At 48.6% G+C, this 16266-nt stretch carries 16 protein-coding genes; 7 read left to right on the top strand and 9 right to left on the bottom strand.

All coding sequences use genetic code 11. The features are described 5' to 3' along the window. Positions 1–6 precede the first annotated feature (6 nt). Positions 7–198 carry a hypothetical protein gene (locus tag I0P70_RS00445; protein ID WP_196114268.1) on the bottom strand — a complete coding sequence of 64 codons (192 nt, stop codon included), beginning with the start codon at positions 196–198 and terminating at the stop codon, positions 7–9. A gap of 58 nt (positions 199–256) precedes the next feature. On the opposite strand from I0P70_RS00445, the gene I0P70_RS00440 reads away from it, so the two are divergent. From I0P70_RS00440 to I0P70_RS00420, 5 genes are all read left to right on the top strand, one after another. Beyond that, positions 257–463 carry a hypothetical protein gene (locus I0P70_RS00440; protein ID WP_196114267.1) on the top strand — a complete coding sequence of 69 codons (207 nt, stop codon included), beginning with the start codon at positions 257–259 and terminating at the stop codon, positions 461–463. 397 nt (positions 464–860) lie between these two features. Next, a complete protein-coding gene (locus I0P70_RS00435) occupies positions 861–1448 on the top strand; it encodes an AraC family transcriptional regulator (RefSeq protein WP_188501699.1) in 588 nt (195 codons plus the stop codon). A 258-nt stretch (positions 1449–1706) separates the two neighbouring features. Then, entirely contained in the window at positions 1707–2351 is a 645-nt protein-coding gene (locus tag I0P70_RS00430) for a hypothetical protein (RefSeq protein WP_230391909.1), read from the top strand. Between the two features lie 95 nt (positions 2352–2446). After that, positions 2447–2755, top strand: coding sequence for a phosphoribosylpyrophosphate synthetase (locus I0P70_RS00425; RefSeq protein WP_168194102.1), 309 nt, complete (start codon positions 2447–2449; stop codon positions 2753–2755). Positions 2756–2773: 18 nt separating this feature from the next. Next, on the top strand, positions 2774–4912 hold the full coding sequence (locus I0P70_RS00420; RefSeq protein ID WP_196114266.1) for a copper-translocating P-type ATPase: 2139 nt from the start codon (positions 2774–2776) through the stop codon (positions 4910–4912). 179 nt (positions 4913–5091) lie between these two features. Here I0P70_RS00420 and I0P70_RS00415 read toward each other — a convergent pair whose 3' ends face one another. From I0P70_RS00415 to I0P70_RS00395, 5 genes are all read right to left on the bottom strand, one after another. Continuing rightward, positions 5092–5541 carry a DUF305 domain-containing protein gene (locus I0P70_RS00415; protein ID WP_188501697.1) on the bottom strand — a complete coding sequence of 150 codons (450 nt, stop codon included), beginning with the start codon at positions 5539–5541 and terminating at the stop codon, positions 5092–5094. 162 nt (positions 5542–5703) lie between these two features. Beyond that, on the bottom strand, positions 5704–6342 hold the full coding sequence (locus tag I0P70_RS00410) for a DUF2911 domain-containing protein (protein ID WP_188501696.1): 639 nt from the start codon (positions 6340–6342) through the stop codon (positions 5704–5706). A 254-nt stretch (positions 6343–6596) separates the two neighbouring features. Then, a complete protein-coding gene (locus tag I0P70_RS00405) occupies positions 6597–9239 on the bottom strand; it encodes a multicopper oxidase domain-containing protein (RefSeq protein ID WP_230391908.1) in 2643 nt (880 codons plus the stop codon). Between the two features lie 250 nt (positions 9240–9489). Beyond that, entirely contained in the window at positions 9490–10929 is a 1440-nt protein-coding gene (locus I0P70_RS00400; protein WP_188501695.1) for an MATE family efflux transporter, read from the bottom strand. Positions 10930–10953: 24 nt separating this feature from the next. After that, the gene (locus I0P70_RS00395; RefSeq protein ID WP_137761703.1) at positions 10954–11649 is read right to left on the bottom strand and encodes a hypothetical protein; all 696 of its coding nucleotides are present in this window, start codon (positions 11647–11649) and stop codon (positions 10954–10956) included. 297 nt (positions 11650–11946) lie between these two features. On the opposite strand from I0P70_RS00395, the gene I0P70_RS00390 reads away from it, so the two are divergent. Further along, positions 11947–13125, top strand: coding sequence for a potassium channel family protein (locus I0P70_RS00390; RefSeq protein WP_299984931.1), 1179 nt, complete (start codon positions 11947–11949; stop codon positions 13123–13125). A 202-nt stretch (positions 13126–13327) separates the two neighbouring features. Here the strand turns inward: I0P70_RS00390 and I0P70_RS00385 are convergent, their stop codons facing one another. Beyond that, positions 13328–13567 carry a copper chaperone gene (locus I0P70_RS00385; protein ID WP_116541393.1) on the bottom strand — a complete coding sequence of 80 codons (240 nt, stop codon included), beginning with the start codon at positions 13565–13567 and terminating at the stop codon, positions 13328–13330. A gap of 206 nt (positions 13568–13773) precedes the next feature. On the opposite strand from I0P70_RS00385, the gene I0P70_RS00380 reads away from it, so the two are divergent. Further along, a complete protein-coding gene (locus I0P70_RS00380; RefSeq protein ID WP_230391907.1) occupies positions 13774–14802 on the top strand; it encodes a hypothetical protein in 1029 nt (342 codons plus the stop codon). A 149-nt stretch (positions 14803–14951) separates the two neighbouring features. Here the strand turns inward: I0P70_RS00380 and I0P70_RS21540 are convergent, their stop codons facing one another. After that, on the bottom strand, positions 14952–15098 hold the full coding sequence (locus I0P70_RS21540) for a DUF305 domain-containing protein (RefSeq protein WP_366915787.1): 147 nt from the start codon (positions 15096–15098) through the stop codon (positions 14952–14954). 476 nt (positions 15099–15574) lie between these two features. Continuing rightward, the gene (locus I0P70_RS00370; RefSeq protein WP_116541394.1) at positions 15575–16204 is read right to left on the bottom strand and encodes a DUF2911 domain-containing protein; all 630 of its coding nucleotides are present in this window, start codon (positions 16202–16204) and stop codon (positions 15575–15577) included. Between the last annotated feature and the right edge of the window lie 62 nt (positions 16205–16266).

Raw genomic sequence — 16266 nt, 5'->3', positions numbered from 1 at the left:
AACTTATTATACCTGTGCGCCTGCCAAGGTCGGTACGAAGTATTTGGCGAGTGAGTCCGAACGGAGGCGATGCAGCAAGTAGCCAGTCGTGCCCTGCCTAAGAGTAGGTTTAGGTAATACTTTTTCTTTATATTTATCATGCGCATCGGGCAGTACCCTGTCCGATTGCAGCTTTGCTTCATGAAAAGAACCAGGCATAACAAGAATATAAGTTTTACGGGACTGTTTCTCCTAACGGTCTTCGTACACTTGTACCTTGTTCAGCTGGCTTGCAACCTGCCGCACCTGGTACAGCGGCTTCAACCTGTCGCTTCTACAGCACACCACCATAGCACGGGGCATGGAGAACACAGTCACTCTCCTGGACATGGAACCCCTACATCCGCGCATCACGGTGACAGGAGTGCACACCAAAGCGGTGAGCATCCTGCTTCGTCAACGGAAGACACTGGCTGTTGCGTAGAACAAGAGTACGCTCCTTTTCTCAAAGCCTCCCCATCCGTGGAGCTTTCCCAGCTTGTAAAAGCACCTATTGCCTTCATGGACACCTTCTATCAGGCAGTGCTGGGTTTCCTGTACAAGAGCCATATTACAGATGTAACGTATACTCCCCCCGATGCCCCTGTACCTAAAATACCCGATATCAGGGTATTCCTGCACTCTCTTATTATTTGATGCACAAACTGTACTTGTTCTGCATCGGTGCTTGAAAGCCTATGCTTTCAAGCACCGATGCAGACGACCTTCTGTCCCCTGCCCTATACCAAATTCCTGGTATGCAGAAAGGCTTTCAGCGTCGTGTTAAATTAGTTTGTCCAACAAGTGAAGCAAGGATTTCGCTTCATATTCAATTCGTGAAAATGAGTGAAGAGAGTCGGCACCTCAAGGTGCTACACATTAAAAACATGGTGTGTCCCCGCTGCATCATGGTAGTGCGCCAGGAACTTGAAAACCTCGGCCTGCATGTACTGGAAGTAAAGCTTGGCACGGCCCTAATCGAGCAGAGTGACCGGTTGGATGAAACCGCTATAGAAGCGGCACTGGTTAGCAAAGGGTTTGAACTGCTTCACAGCAAGCGAGAAAAGCTTGTGGAAAGCATCAAGGTAATTGTTATTGACCTGATCTCTGCAGACAGGCTTGCCACCCTATCTACAAATCTGTCCACGCACCTGGCCATGGAGCTTGGGAAGGATTACGCTACAATCAGTACGGCCTTTAAAGCATCTGAGGGAATTGCCCTGAACAGATACATCATACTGCAGAAGGTGGAACGCATTAAAGAACTGCTAACCTATGGAGAGCTCCCTCTTGGTACCATTGCGGCCAAGTTAGGCTATAGAAGCCTGCAACACCTGTCTGGGCAGTTCAAAGAGGTAACCGGCATAAGCCCCAGTATATACAAGAAGCAGGGCGGAGCGGATCGTCAACCCATTGATAACCTGTATTGACATATGCGTACCCATGGACAAAGAGATTACAGCTTTATAAATTAAAAAGCTGCCCGAGGGCCGGCATAGTACTGGAAGTGTAGCCTAATGTGCTGCCTTGCTTCTAATGCCTGGCTGACAGCAGCGCTTTGCTAGCATATTACGAGCTGGTGTGTTGCCAGCTCTCATGGACAGGTACTTTCCAGAGTTTACATCCTGTTTAATCACACCCCAATAAATGCTAAATTTTTACAAATCATGAAAAATACCCTTTTATCAATGCTATTCATCCTGCTTTTGTGTCTGATGCATACAGCCCCGCTTTACGCACATGGAGGCGAGAAACATGGCAGCACCGCCCGGACAGAGGCTATTTCGCAGGTGCCAGATACCCTCACGCCGCAGCAGATAGCACCCGAAGAGCACGCAGCCCACGTGCAGGACCCCGCTTCCGCCCACGCCAGGCCGGATGATTTTCCAAATAAGCACCCTTTGATCGTGCATTTCCCCATCGTGCTGCTTTTAGTGGCTGCTGCCGTCCAGCTGTGCAACATCCTGTTTCTGCGCAAGGAGCTCGATTGGATCACCACCGTAGCCACTCTGATCAGCTTTAGTACGGCCTACTATGTAACTGAAATCGACCACCCGCATACAACTGGCCTTACAGCGCATGCCAAGCTGGTGCTTGAACAGCATGACTTCTACGCTGACTGGACCATCTACCTAGGAGGAATAGGCCTGATAGCCCAATTGTTAAATCAGTTCTTGTTTAAAGGGAAGCGTTGGAGCGTGCTGGTTGTTGCCCTTGTTCTTACCAGTGCTGCCTACTGTGTGGCCATGGCCGGACATTATGGCGCTCAGCTCGTACATATAGAGGGTGTCGGCCCACAAGGCAAATACCTGGAGACTGGTCACCACCATTAAGTCCGAAGGCGCAGTCACCCTAGCTGCGCCTTTTCCATTTACTAATTTTCAAGAAAGAATCAAACAAAATCATTATATTTACTAAAGCTAAATAGATGAAACAGTACAAGTATGATACGATGGTCGAGACGCTGAACAACTTACGGGAGCGCGGCTACGCAGTAGACTTTAATTTGCAGCCCACCTGTCTGGAATGCCCGCAGCTACACCTGGAGTTAAAACCTGAAGAATTTGAGATTGATGAAGTTTACCGGTTTGAAGGTGCCAGCAATCCGGATGATAATTCTGTCGTGTATGCTGTTTCCTCTGATAAAGGAGTGAAGGGAGTTTTGGTGGATGCATATGGCGTATATGCTGATGCTGTTACGCCTGATTTGGCCCGCAAATTAAGGCGAGAGTACTAAACATCAGATCAGATAGTTATGAAGAACAATCCTGAGCATCACCATCATCACCATGGGCCCAAAAAACAAGCTGAAAATCACGTAGAAGCAGCCAAAGAACACTTGGGGAAAAAAATGCTGCACGGCCACGAGCACGCCATGCACGAAGACACCGGCGGCCACCCGCCGCACGACGGGCATGACCACAGCGGCCACGGCGAGCACGGCCACGACCATCACCGCATGATGATCGTGGACTTCAAAAAGCGCTTCTGGTTTTCGCTCGCGCTGTCTGTACCTGTCATCATCCTGAGCCCCATGGTGCAGCACATTCTGGGCTTTACGCTGGATGTGCCCTACGGCATGTACATTGCTTTTGTGCTTTCCTCCATCATCTACTTTTATGGTGGCTGGCCTTTCCTGACGGGTCTGGTTGAGGAAGTGAAGAAAGGCGCACCGGGTATGATGACGTTGATCGGGGTGGCCATCACCGTAGCCTACCTCTACAGCACTGCCATCGTGTTCGGGCTAGAAGGAATGGACTTTTTCTGGGAGCTGGCCACCCTGATTGTGATCATGCTGCTCGGGCACTGGATCGAAATGAAGTCGGTGCTGGGCGCTTCCAAGGCATTGGAACTGCTAGTAAGCATGATGCCCGCCGAGGCGATGCTGATCAAGGATGGGGAAACGGTGCGCGTGCGAATCGAGGACCTGCAGAAGGGCGACTTAATTCTGGTGAAGCCTGGCGAGAAAGTGCCCGCCGATGGCGTGGTGGAAGAGGGTGAGAGTCACCTGAACGAAAGCATGCTCACCGGCGAGAGCAAACCGGTTAAAAAGACGATAGATGACAAAGTGATCGGAGGCTCTATCAACGGAAACGGGGCCCTGCGGGTGCGGGTGGAGTTTACCGGCAAAGAGAGTTACCTGAACAAGGTGATCAAGCTGGTGCAGGATGCCCAGAAGACGAAATCGGATACGCAGCGCCTGGCCGACCGTGCCGCCAAGTGGCTCACCTACATTGCCCTTTTCGCCGGCTTTGGCACGCTTGCCGTCTGGCTCCTACTGGGGCAGGAATTTGCCTTTGCCCTAGAGCGCATGGTGACGGTTATGGTGATTTCCTGCCCGCACGCATTGGGACTGGCCGTGCCGCTGGTGGTGGCGATCTCCACCGCTGTTTCCGCCAATAACGGCCTGCTTATCCGCAACCGCACCGCTTTCGAAAACTCCCGCCTCATCACCACTGTCATCTTCGACAAGACCGGCACCCTCACCCAGGGCTCACACGAAATCGCCGCTGTCGTGACCTTTGACAAGTCCGTGGACGAGCGGGAAATGCTGCGTCTGGCAGCCGGTGTGGAGCAGAACTCCGAGCACTTTATTGCGCAGGGCATCCTCCGAAGAGTGAAAGAAGAAGGTATAGCCGTGCCTCCCTCCCAGTCTTTCAACTACCTGCCCGGCAAAGGGCTGGAAGGTATGGTGGAGGGCCGGGATGTGAAGGTGGTGGGCCCCAACTACCTGAAGGAATTCAACATACAGGTACCGGCCAGCGAGGCCGAAGAAGGTGTGGAAACGGTGGTGTATGTGTTAATAGACGAGCGGCCTGTCGGGTACATCACCATGCGCGACCAGATACGGGAGGAATCGGCAGAGGCCATCCGCGTGCTAAAAGCGAACGGCATCAGGAACCTGCTGCTCACCGGTGATAACGAACGGGTAGCCAAAAGCGTGAGCGACAAACTGCAAATGGATGGTTACCTGGCCAATGTGCTGCCGCACCAGAAACAGGAGAAAGTGAAAGAACTGCAAAACCAGGGCGAGTTTGTGGCCATGACCGGCGACGGTGTGAACGACGCCCCTGCGCTGGCCCAGGCCGATGTAGGTATAGCCGTGGGCTCCGGCACTGACGTAGCCGCCGAAACAGCCGACATTATTCTGGTCAACAGCAACCCGCAGGACATCGCCTCGCTTATCCTGTTTGGCAAAGCCACTTACCGCAAAATGATCCAGAACCTGATCTGGGCCACAGGTTATAACGTCATCGCACTACCCCTGGCGGCTGGTGTACTTTATAACCAAGGCATCATGATATCGCCTGCCGTGGGCGCCGCCCTGATGAGCCTGAGTACGGTAATCGTGGCGATCAATGCGCAGTTGCTGCGCCGGCAATTAAAATACTGATTATTTTGTAGGATAAGAATAAGATAGAACTGATAGGCCTTCTGCATCAGCACATGCAGTATGTGAGCCCACCCCTTTCAAGGAGCAGTCCGGATGGCCGATGAATAACTAGCCAATAGCGTAGACAAGAAAATGAAAGAGATGGCTCACAAAACCAGCAGAAAAAGTGAGCAAAGTACCTACTCCATTCTCTTCAGGATCGCCTTCATTTCAGCAATTTCCTTTTCCTGCGACTCGATGATTTGCTCCGTTAGTTTCTTCACTTCCGGGTCTTTTATATTGGATTCCTGACTGACCAGAATGGCAGAGGAATGATGCGGGATCATAGACTTCAGGAACTGCTTGTCACCTACCAGCGATTGACTTCTGAGCAGTAGAAAGGTTCCTGCCATTACGGCCAGGCTTACCCCTACTATGATGCCATTCAGCTTTTTATCTTTGTACATAGAGGACATAAACCCCAGCATGACAAGCGCCATGGGAGCTATCATGAGCAAGGCCATATAAAGGCGGTTCAGGTTCAGGTATACATGGTCGAACTTGTCTGCATTCAGAAACATTACCCCGTACATGATGACAAATGAGACACCCAGCATGAGGAAGAATTTCTTATAATTTCCTTTTTCCATTTTATTGGTTTTTAGTTTAGTACTCGAAGCTAATGCTCGCTGAAAGGGCGGCTTTTAGTAGTATAGAAATACAGGTATTTATGTATTTTGGTTATTATTAAAAGTCAAAAAGCCGCTCTGACAGTCGTCAGAGCGGCTTTTTGAGATGACTTTCTTTTTTGTTTATACAGCAACCGGAATGCTTACTTTTAGCTTATCCCAGGTGATGACGATGGCCCCTTCTTCGTCAGTCTCCGATACAATCTGGTAGCGCAGACGCTCCTGTGGCTGTGCTGTTGCTTCCGGCTTTACTTTGATCCGCAGCACATCCTCTGCTTCGGAATAGTCATCGGCCAAGTGCTGTTCCCAGTTTTTGTTGATGATCACCGTCCACTCGTCCTTACCCGGAATGGTGAACAGGGCATACTTTCCTGCCGGTAATGTCTTCCCTCCTATGGTAATGTCTTTATCCGTGGTCAGGCTGGTGGCAGAGTGCGCACCTGTCACCCATACCTGATCATACGCTACCAGACCACCCCAGATAGTACGTCCGCGCACAGCAGGAGAATGGTAGTTGATCATAATGTGTGCGTTCCCGATCTGCCCGTGCACCTCTGCTTTCAGGCTGCCTTTCAGCGTGTCCGCCGCTGGCTGGTCCTGTATCACGACTGCTCCCTCGCTCACTTTCGGCGTATGTTCGGCATGTACTGCCTCCTGTTCCTGCTCGGCAGGAGCTTCCTGCTCCTGCGCTGGCTGGTTGCAGTAAGTAAGTGCGCCACAAAGTATAAGGGCATAAAGGGTTTTTGTAAGATTTCTGTTCATGCTGTTTAGCGGTATAGGTGGCTTTAAGGTATAGAGCGATTTTAATTCTTGTTCTGAATGAATCTTTAAAGCTACAAATTTTATGCACCTGATGATACTAGCATTCAGGTAAAAAAGCCTGGCTGTGATAGTACAAAGGTTAGTACTGTTGAAATGATTAAGATCCAGGAGCAGTGGTCCACAGAGCGTTTTAATTATACCTTAGATGTCGAACCAGAATAGAAACGCACATTTGTTTCCTGTGCTAACACAGCCTAATAAATAAATGTAAGCCCAGCGCCATACTTCATGTCGCTGTCGTAATGCGTTGATAGGGATATATACTTGGTTACAATGTATCGCAGGCCGGCCATGTATTCTTTATCGGTGTTCCCCATCAGGTTCAGGCGCAGGCGGCTTGTTAGTGGGACATCTTCGCGCCGCAACTGGAACCGCAGCTTACCCTTGGAGTCTATCCTCGCTTCTGACACGATCAGCATAGGCAAGGTATACTGCACCCCGGCCACGGCCACCTTCCGGTTATCTTGGTTGCTTAGCTGCCCGAACATGTTTTCCTCGGGCTCATTCTCTATACTATTGTAGTGATAGTCAAAGCCGACGAAGGGAAAGAGCCATTGCATTTTTCCAAAATAACGGCCAAAGTAGGTCTCGCTTTCAATACCATACTCCTTCTTAAAACCAATCCTCCATTCAGTGGAGATCTGGTACCGGGAGCTACCAAGTACAAACTCTCCGTCGCTGCCATTGCTCTCCAGCCCTACCATCGCTGAAGGCAGAAAAATCTTGTCTTCGCGGTTAAACATCTTTTGGGCCCGCTCAGGATCCGGAATCTCAGGATTGGGTGGTGAGTTTTGGTAGGTGAATACACGGCCCATGCCGGCAATCATGTGGTAGAGTATGTGGCAGTGGAAAAACCAGTCACCACTCTCCGAAGCTGCAAACTCAATCGTGTCTGTCTCCATCGGAAGTATGTCCAGTACATTTTTTAGAGGTGCATGTTTTCCGTGTTTGTTCAGTACCCGGAAATCGTGCCCGTGCAGGTGCATGGGGTGGCGCATCATGGAGTTGTTGAACATGATGATCTTCACATTCTCCCCTTTTTTGATCAGGATCCTGTCCGACTCTGACACCGTCTTGTTGTCCATCGTCCATACATAGCGGTTCATGTTGCCGGTAAGCTCAAAGCGCAATACTTTCTCCGGGCCGGGCTTCAGGGTTGTTTCTTCAGGAGCGCGCAACATGCCATAGTTCAGGGTGACCATCTCGTCCTTGCTGCCACTCATGTTCATGTTCTGCATATCGTATCCTTTCATATCATGGCCCTGGTGTGCGGTGGTGTCAACCTGCTGCTTCATCTGCATGCTTGTATCAGCAGCAGGTTTTGTCGCCCCTTCTCCGTGCATGCTGTGGTCCTGGGCTGCTGATTCCGGGTACATCACGCGGTTCATATCCATCTGCTGGTTGCTCATTTCCATGCCCATCGGCTCCATGTCCCCGTTCATCTTCATCATGTCGTTCATCATCTTCATGCCTTCAAAGTAGTTCAGCTTGCCTAGACGCTGTGCCTTCATTTTCATGCCCCTGCCCAGCCACAGCGAAGTGGTATTGGAGCGGTCTTCGGCAGTAGCCAGGAATTCGTACTGCATGCTCTCGGGTATGGTGACCAGCAAATCGTAGGTTTCGGCAGGCGCAATGATCAGGCGATCCACCTCCACTGGCTCCACATCGTTGCCATCGTTGCCCACCACCGTAATCTTACTACCAGAGTAGGTCAGCCAGAAGTAGGTGGAAGCACCGCCATTCACTACTCTGAGTTTGACTACATCCCCTGCCGTGAAATGGGTTTGCTCTGCAATATCCTGCCCATTGGTTAAAAACTTCTCATAGGCCACATCGCTCACATCCATTGCCGTCATCCGCTTCCACTCATTTTTAAGTTTGGTGCCAAAGTAGCCTTTCTTTATAGCCTCTGCATAGCCTTGGGTAGCACCTTTCCGGATCGCAAACCAGTCGTTGGCGCTCCGCAAGGAACGGTATACCTCTTTGGGGTTCATATCGGTCCAGTCGCTAAGCACGATCGGTATAGCCGGCATATCCGGTTCATTCACCTTGTTAAAGATCAGGGCACCGTACATGCCGCTTTGTTCCTGAAAGGCGCTGTGGCTGTGATACCAGTAAGTACCACTCTGGATGATCGGGAATTTGTAGAGGTAAGTGGAATGGGGCTTGATCGGCTGCTGGGTAAGCCAGGGAACACCATCGAACCGGTTGGGCAAAAACACGCCGTGCCAATGGATAGAAGTTTCCACATCCATCTCATTATGCACATAGATCTCGGCTGTATCACCCTGGGTAAAGGTTAAGGCAGGTGCCGGAATGCTCCCGTTTATAGCCACGGCTCTTCTGGTTTTTCCTGTGAAGTTGACCAAGGTATCCCGTACATACAGGTCATACCGAACGGTGCGAGGAGTATAGGTCTGTCCCGGGCTTTCTGGCTTGTGTCCTGCTTTGTGGATGGGCTTCTCTTTTTCCTCCGGGTTCTGTACAGGTGTGACTGGCTTTTGCTGTGTCGGCTGTGCATGTTGATGAGCAGGTTGAGCTTGTTTCTGAGCAGGCTGTGCTTGTTTCTGCTGTACACGTTGCTTTGCTGGGGCAGCAGGCTTGGCTTTAACAGCTTTTTTTTGTGGAGCCTGTTGCTGCTGTTGTTTTGCAGGGGCTTGTGGCTTTTTCTTTACCAGCGTCATACCGCACTTGGGGCATGTACCGGGTTTTGAGGTTTGCACTTCGGGGTGCATCGGGCAGGTGTAGATCTCAGTCTGCTGTTGCTGGGTTGGCTTATGCTGTTCGTGCTGTGCGAAAGTATACTGCCCAGTCCCGAGCAATAATACTAGTATCAAAAGTTTATACATTTTAAGCTGGTAAGGTAATTAAAGCGTTCTATACTATACCTGCGACACGCAATGCTTAAAGGTCTTTTATCCACTTCTAAGCTAGTGCTGCTAATTTATATCTCTGTTTACATGAAACAGCTTCATAGGTTGGATTAGCCTCTTTTAGTACCTGGATAATTGGTGGTGGCTGACCAACAGATTTAGCTGAGTTTCTTCTTGCTAACATATCCCGGTGGCATTGTCATTTAGTACATATTTAGTAATTGTTAACGCAGTCAGACATGGTCTCTTTAATGGACTGCGGGTGACATTGTGACTCCACCTCTGCTTCCTTTTCCAGATTCATCCATGTACCCTTAGCAAACTTATAGGCCAAGACCCCTGCACGGGTCACAATGTCAATACCAATGGCGATCCAGACACCAATAAGGCCCCAGCCCAGGGTGATTCCAAGATAGTAGACCAGAACGGTGCGGATGGCCCACATACCAGCCGCCGTCAGGTACATGGGGAACTTCGTATTATTAGCGGCTTGGTACGCGCCTGTAAGCGTTAAAAGGGCTGCCAGGAAAGGCTGAAACGCACCCGAAACCTTCAGGGCGTCCCCTATCTTAGAGATTACCTCCGGGTCTTCGGAGAACAGACTGCCAGCCCACTCTCCCAGGAAAAAGAGCAGTAAGCCCAGCACACCCATGATGCCTACAGCCATCCAGGCCCCTATTTTTGTGAAGGAAATCGCCTCCTCTATTCTTCCTGCACCTATCTGCTGTCCTGCCAGTATAGTAACTGCTGTGGCAAAGCCATAACCTGCCATATAGGAGATTACCTCCACATTACCGGCAATCTGATGGGCGGCGAAGACGTTGGTTCCCAGCGAAACGATGAACCCGAAGTAGACGATCTGCCCTGCCCGCATGATGAGCACCTCCCCGGCCGCAGGGCTGCCTAATGTAGCAAGCTCCTTCTGATGGCCCCAGTCTACCGACCAGAAGTCCTTCCGGAAGGCCAGCACCTCCGACCGCTGGATGTAGTAGACCAGCAGTAAGGTCCCAAGTACACGGGAAGCAACTGTAGCCAAAGCAGCACCTGTCACTCCCATTTCAGGAAAAATCCAGAAACCAAAAATAAGAGCATACCCCAAGAGCGCATGGAAGATGTTGATGAGAATGCTGACTTTCATGGGTGCCCGTGTGTTACCCGAGCCCCGTAAATTGGCACTAAGCGCAAACATGAGCGACATGAACACGGAAGGAATACCCACAACCCGGAAATAGTTCTCTCCAATATCCAGCACCTGCTCTTCCAGCCCCATGAGCGTGAGCAGGGGGCGTGCAAAAAACAATGTTACGATACCTGTCAGAATGCCGAAAAGGATGGAGAGTATGATGGCCTGCTGCGCTATATGCCGAGCCCTTTCTACCTGTTTCGCTCCCAGGGCATTTGCCACCCTTACGTTTGCTGCCACCCCGATAGCCATAAAGACGGCAAAATAGATAGCCAGTATGGCGTTGGTGGCCCCTATGGCAGAAACTTCGGCTAAGCCTATCTTTGAGACAAAATAGACATCCACAAAGCCAATAAATGTCTGAAAGAAGTTCTCTACTACTGCTGGAAAAGCAAGGAGCAGGACAATCTTCATTTTATCACGAAGAGTGACAGCAATTGGTATATCTACACGCTCTTTATTAACTTCCATTGGTAATATTGCGGTGTGCTGCTTTTAGTGATGGTGCCCATGATGTCCTTGGCTCGGAAGCTCAGCTACTTGCACGACATAGTCCAGGGTATATAGTAGCCCGTTCAGCAGGAATTGAATCCACACCCGGTATAGCCCACTGGCTGTAAAAGCGGAGTGCAGCACCAGCACATCCTCGTGCACCATGGGATGGACATGCAGGTATTCTTTTGTATCCACATTGATCATGACCACATGTGCCTTAGCACCCAGAAAATCACCTAATGAAGAGGCTGCTATGGCAGCCTCCCCCTGTTTCATAGTAACGCGTATGGCATTTAGCTCCCGCACATCCAGTTGAACGCTCACATTGTCAACCGTTTTACTGAGCACATCCTGCTGGTAGCGCTGCACGTTCCTGCTGTCACCGGCAACCTCCACCGATTTTCGGATAACAGCCGGTGCCGTATTCAGGGGCTTTACATCGCAGTAAAGCAGGAATTTGCCCCCAAAGGGAAATATGAAGTCAACAGAGTATTCCTTGCCTGCCTTTTCCGGGTGCTCGTGGGCAAAGAAAGAAAGGTCTTCTGATACTATGATGAGGTGAATGTCTTTGGTATGTACTTCTTCCAGTACAAGGGGAACACCGGCGGCCTCCTGGTTAACAGGTGTGAGAAGTAGTTTAACCTTTTCCTGTGCGCTTATAGCGGAAGGCTGAGAGCTTATTAAAACGTCAAACATCAATTAAGTTATTTAATTGTTATGCCTTGTGCCCTAGAGGAATTCATAGATCCACTACAGCCTCAGAGCTATACGCTACATAAGTGACCACATACCTCTCCAATATGGAAGGATATACCGTGTGCAGGCCGGCTTGATGCAGCCTACTAGTTACAAGCTGCTGCACATACTGCTTAAGCCTTTATCAAGGCACTGTGTCCATACTTAATGCTTCCATAAGTCTTATGAAAGCGTGCTTGGTTATACCTTTCCGTAAACCCATCTGTTTTATATATTCATGAGTTGTTTTTACATAATGTGGCTTTTATCAAAAGCTCAAGGACTTCTAAAACAGGCAACATCTGCCCTGACAGTGATTCCAAGCCTAAACTTACCGGGCTTCATGAATCTGCCACCCCTATGTTTTTAACTCCCTATTTGTTATTGCGTTTAGAAGAACGTGCTAACAATTCTATGTACTTTATGAACATTCTGTATCCCTTCCTGGGAGCTCTTTTTTATACTTTAATCGCACTGGACATCATCAAGACCACCTTTTCTTCAAGCGGAGGCGGCCGGATTACGGAATTGGTATCCAGAGCGGTATGGAAGATTTTCTTCTTAGTTTCGGGTAAGAATGGGAAATCCAAATTACTTGAGTATGCGGGGCCGTCTATACTTACCTGCACGCTTATGACTTGGGTTCTTGGTCTTTGGGCAGGTCTGTTCCTGCTGTTACTTTCTGATCCAGACTCTGTTGTAAACAGCACTACTTTATCCAGTGCCAGCCCCTTAGAGAAGCTCTACTATGCCGGTTTTACACTTTCCACTTTGGGAGTAGGAGATTATAAGGCATCAAATGATGTGTGGCGGATCATTACGAGTGTCACAGCTTTCTCTGGCTTAGCTTTCATAACTGCTTCCCTCACCTATTTTGTACAGGTGTTATCTGCCGTAGGCTTGCAGAGCAAGCTCAGTCTTTACATTAACAGCATGGGTAAAACGCCACAGCAGATACTGGCAAACAGTTGGAATGGGAAAGACTTTTCCTCCTTTTTCGATAATGTGTCAGACATATGCCAGATGCTAATGCAGCATACGGTGAACCACCACTCCTTTCCTGTAATTCATTACTTTCATAACAGCCAAGCACAGTTGTCTGTTGCGCCCGCCGTTGTGCTGCTGGATGAGGCATATCAGCTCCTGGAGCAAGCCGTTTCGCAGGATGTTAAAAGGAGTGAAGTGAAAATGGTGATGCTCCAAACGGCTCTGGATTCTTATCTGGAAATGGTAAAAGAAGGTTTCCTCAAGAACACTTCACCCCAGGAAGATGCCCCTACACCTGATCTTTGGCAACTGGAGGAGAAAGGAGTTCCGCTTAAAAAGAGGGAAGAAGTTGAACTAACTTTCAAACAGACCCTGAAGGACCGCCGGAGACTGCTATCTTCCCTTTTGGAAATGGACGGCTGGCCCTGGAAGGAAGTGTATCAATCGTAAGTCGAGCACTTTCACAACCTTGTGTAAGATTTTAGATTTTAGATGGAGGTGCACTATTATTTATCTCTGCTTGGCTGAATTTAGGTTCCCGGATTAATTTAACACTAGTATCTCTTTCTATCAGCTGGGGTTTTACTAAAATCATTTTAGTGTATGCCTGGTTTTAAATGGTAAGCACTCCTAACAGTTTCTGCTATCGGCTTTACAAGTCCTTGCCACCGATGCCTATAACCCGGATGATTTCAGCTTTGAATCCTGCTTCCTGCTCCACATTTTCAATCCTTTGGGGATCAAGATCTGTACCGGAGACACTTAAAATATTTTCTGTGCTTCCAGTTTCCAGCTTCCACCTGCTGATACTTTCTTCTTTGTCCGGGTAAGGCGCTACCCTGGATATAGCTTCCTCATTCTCCACATTGGTTTTGAACTTGATTACTTCCATAGCAACATGTGTTTTTGCTTAAAATGAACGCGACAGTTTACACCAGGTTGTGCAACGGCTACGCTTTACGGCCTGTATGTATTCATCAGGCATGTTCGCTTACCTGCCTTCAAGCGGAATCTTTCCAAAAATTCTCTTATCTTACAGTATACTTTGTCTTAAACTTGTAAAGAATGAGGGCACCATTACAGCTTCTAACGTTTGTCTTGTTTCTGATTTTAAATACCTCCTGTAGCAAAACAGAACAAGAAACGACAAACACCCTGCTCCTGGCAGGTCGTCAGCCACAGATCGCAGTAGATACAAAAGGGAATACCAGGGTAGTGTATGGCTTGGAAGACAGAATTTATTGCGTCACGTCCAAAGATAACGGACAAACCTTCTCAGAACCTCTACTGGTGGGGCAGCTGAAGGGCTTGTACCTGGGCATGTCCATGGGGCCTCAGATTGCCAGCTCCATGAATTACTCGGTGGTAACCGCCATAGATAAGCAGGGTAATATCCATACCTACAGTCTGGACCATGATACAAATAAGTGGATAAAGGCAGCTGGTGTGAATGACATACCGGGCTCAGTGCCAGAAGGCCTGATGAGTATCGCCTCCGATGAACAAGACACCTTCTATGCTGTGTGGCTGGATGTAAGAAACACCAAACAAAACAAGATCGTGTTTGCCTCCACTACAGGAAACGCCGCCGCATGGTCAGAAAACAAGATAGTATACGTATCGCCAGACAGCACCGTGTGCGAATGCTGTAAGCCAAGTATAGATGTGGAAGGCAAACAGGTAATCCTGATGTTCAGAAACTGGGTAGATGGCTCCAGAGATTTTTACCTGACCAAATCAACTGACAACGGACAACACTTTTCTCAGCCACAGAAACTAGGGAATGGCACCTGGGAACTGGAAGGATGTCCCATGGACGGCGGGGGCATTCTACTGGATAGTAAGAATACGATTCACACTTCCTGGCAACGGGAAGGGAATATCTTCTATGCAAAGCCTGGCCAACAGGAAGTGCAAATTGGCAGAGGCCGGAACTGCCGCATCAGCGGAAAAACAAATCCGGTTATTGCCTGGAAAGATGGTTCAGATCTAAAACTAAAATTCCTGAATGCAGATACGGAAACTGTGGTAGGGAAAGGCAGCTATATTGAAACTGCTGAAATGCCGGATAAAAAAACGCTTTGTGTCTGGGAAGATGAAAACAAGATCCATTTCAGGAAAATATAACAGTAAAAACTTAACAGGTCTAAACTATTCTTTGGTTGTAAAATAGTCCACCTTATTATCAAACGAAGCCGCCCCTCGGTAAAGAGGCGGCTTCGTTTTTATACATGCATCACCAAGAATAAGATCCGGCCATGGATACAGTATAAGATTTACCTCATTCTGGTTAGGATTGCCTTCATTTCTGCTATTTCTTTTTCCTGAGATTCTATGATCTGCTCCGTTAGCCTCTTCACTTCGGGATCTTTTATGTTTGCTTCCTGGCTTACCAGAATGGCTGAAGAGTGATGCGGAATCATGGATTTTAGAAACTGTTTATCATCCACTAAGGCCTGTTTCCTTAGCATGAACAGTGAGCCGGCAAAAGCTACTACACCAACAGCTACAATGATACTTCAGCTTCTTATTTGTATACATTCCCGACATAAACCCTAACATAACAAGCGCCATAGGCGCCACCATCAATAGGGCCATGTACAGCCTGTTCAGGTTCAGGTACACATGATCAAACTTATCGGCATTCAAATACATCACCCCGTACATGATCACAAACGATACGGCTAGCATCAACAAAAACTTCATATAATTTCCCTTTTCCATTTTTTTTAACTGTTAAAGTATAATTGTTTGCCTATAAGTCTTTTCAAGTAAGCAACGTTGCTTCTTGTTCAGGTATATCCATATGGCTATACTCAGGTTCATCTATAAATTCATAAAGCCACTCCAACAGCTGTCGGAGTGGCTTTATGAATAAAAATATGCTTCTTGGCTACACCTAAATAGCAACGGGTACTGTTACTTTCAACTTGTCCCAGCTTATGTTAATGGCTCCTTTGCTATCAGCCTCTGACACGATCTGGTAACGTAGTCGCTCCTGTGGCTGCGCTGCTGCTTCAGGTTTTACGGTAACGCGCAATACGTCTTCCTTCTCCGTGTAATCGTCGGTCAGGTGCTGCTCCCAGTTTTTGTTGATGATGATAGTCCACTCCTCCTTTCCAGGAATGGTGAACAAGGCATACTTGCCTGCTGGCAGTAGCTTTTCTTCTATGGTGATATCTTTATCCGTTGTCAGGCTGGTGGCTGAGTGCGCTCCTGTCACCCATACCTGGTCGTAAGCTACCAGGCCGCCCCAGATGTTGCGTCCGCGCACGGCTGGTGAATGGTAATTGATGGTCAGGTGCGCATTGCCTACCATACCATGGGCTTCTGCTTTCAGACTGCCTCTTAATGTATCAGGTTCCGGTTGATCCTGTATAATGACAGCGCCTTCGCTCATTTTAGGGGTATGATTGGCGTGCTGTGTTTCTTCTGCTGGTACTTCCAGTTCTTTAGCGGTTTGATTGCAATAGGACAGGGAGGCGCAAAATATAAGAGCAAAAAAGCTGTTTGTAATTTTGGGGTTCATGGTGTAAGGGTTGTAGTATGGGTATTAAACCGGCTTTGACAAGGTAAGCAATACCTATTGTT

Origin of the sequence: Pontibacter sp. FD36, from assembly GCF_015686655.1 — a bacterium.
Classification (GTDB): domain Bacteria; phylum Bacteroidota; class Bacteroidia; order Cytophagales; family Hymenobacteraceae; genus Pontibacter.
The sequence above is the reverse complement of the archived record's forward strand: the minus strand, read 5'-3'. Positions and strand labels throughout refer to the sequence as shown.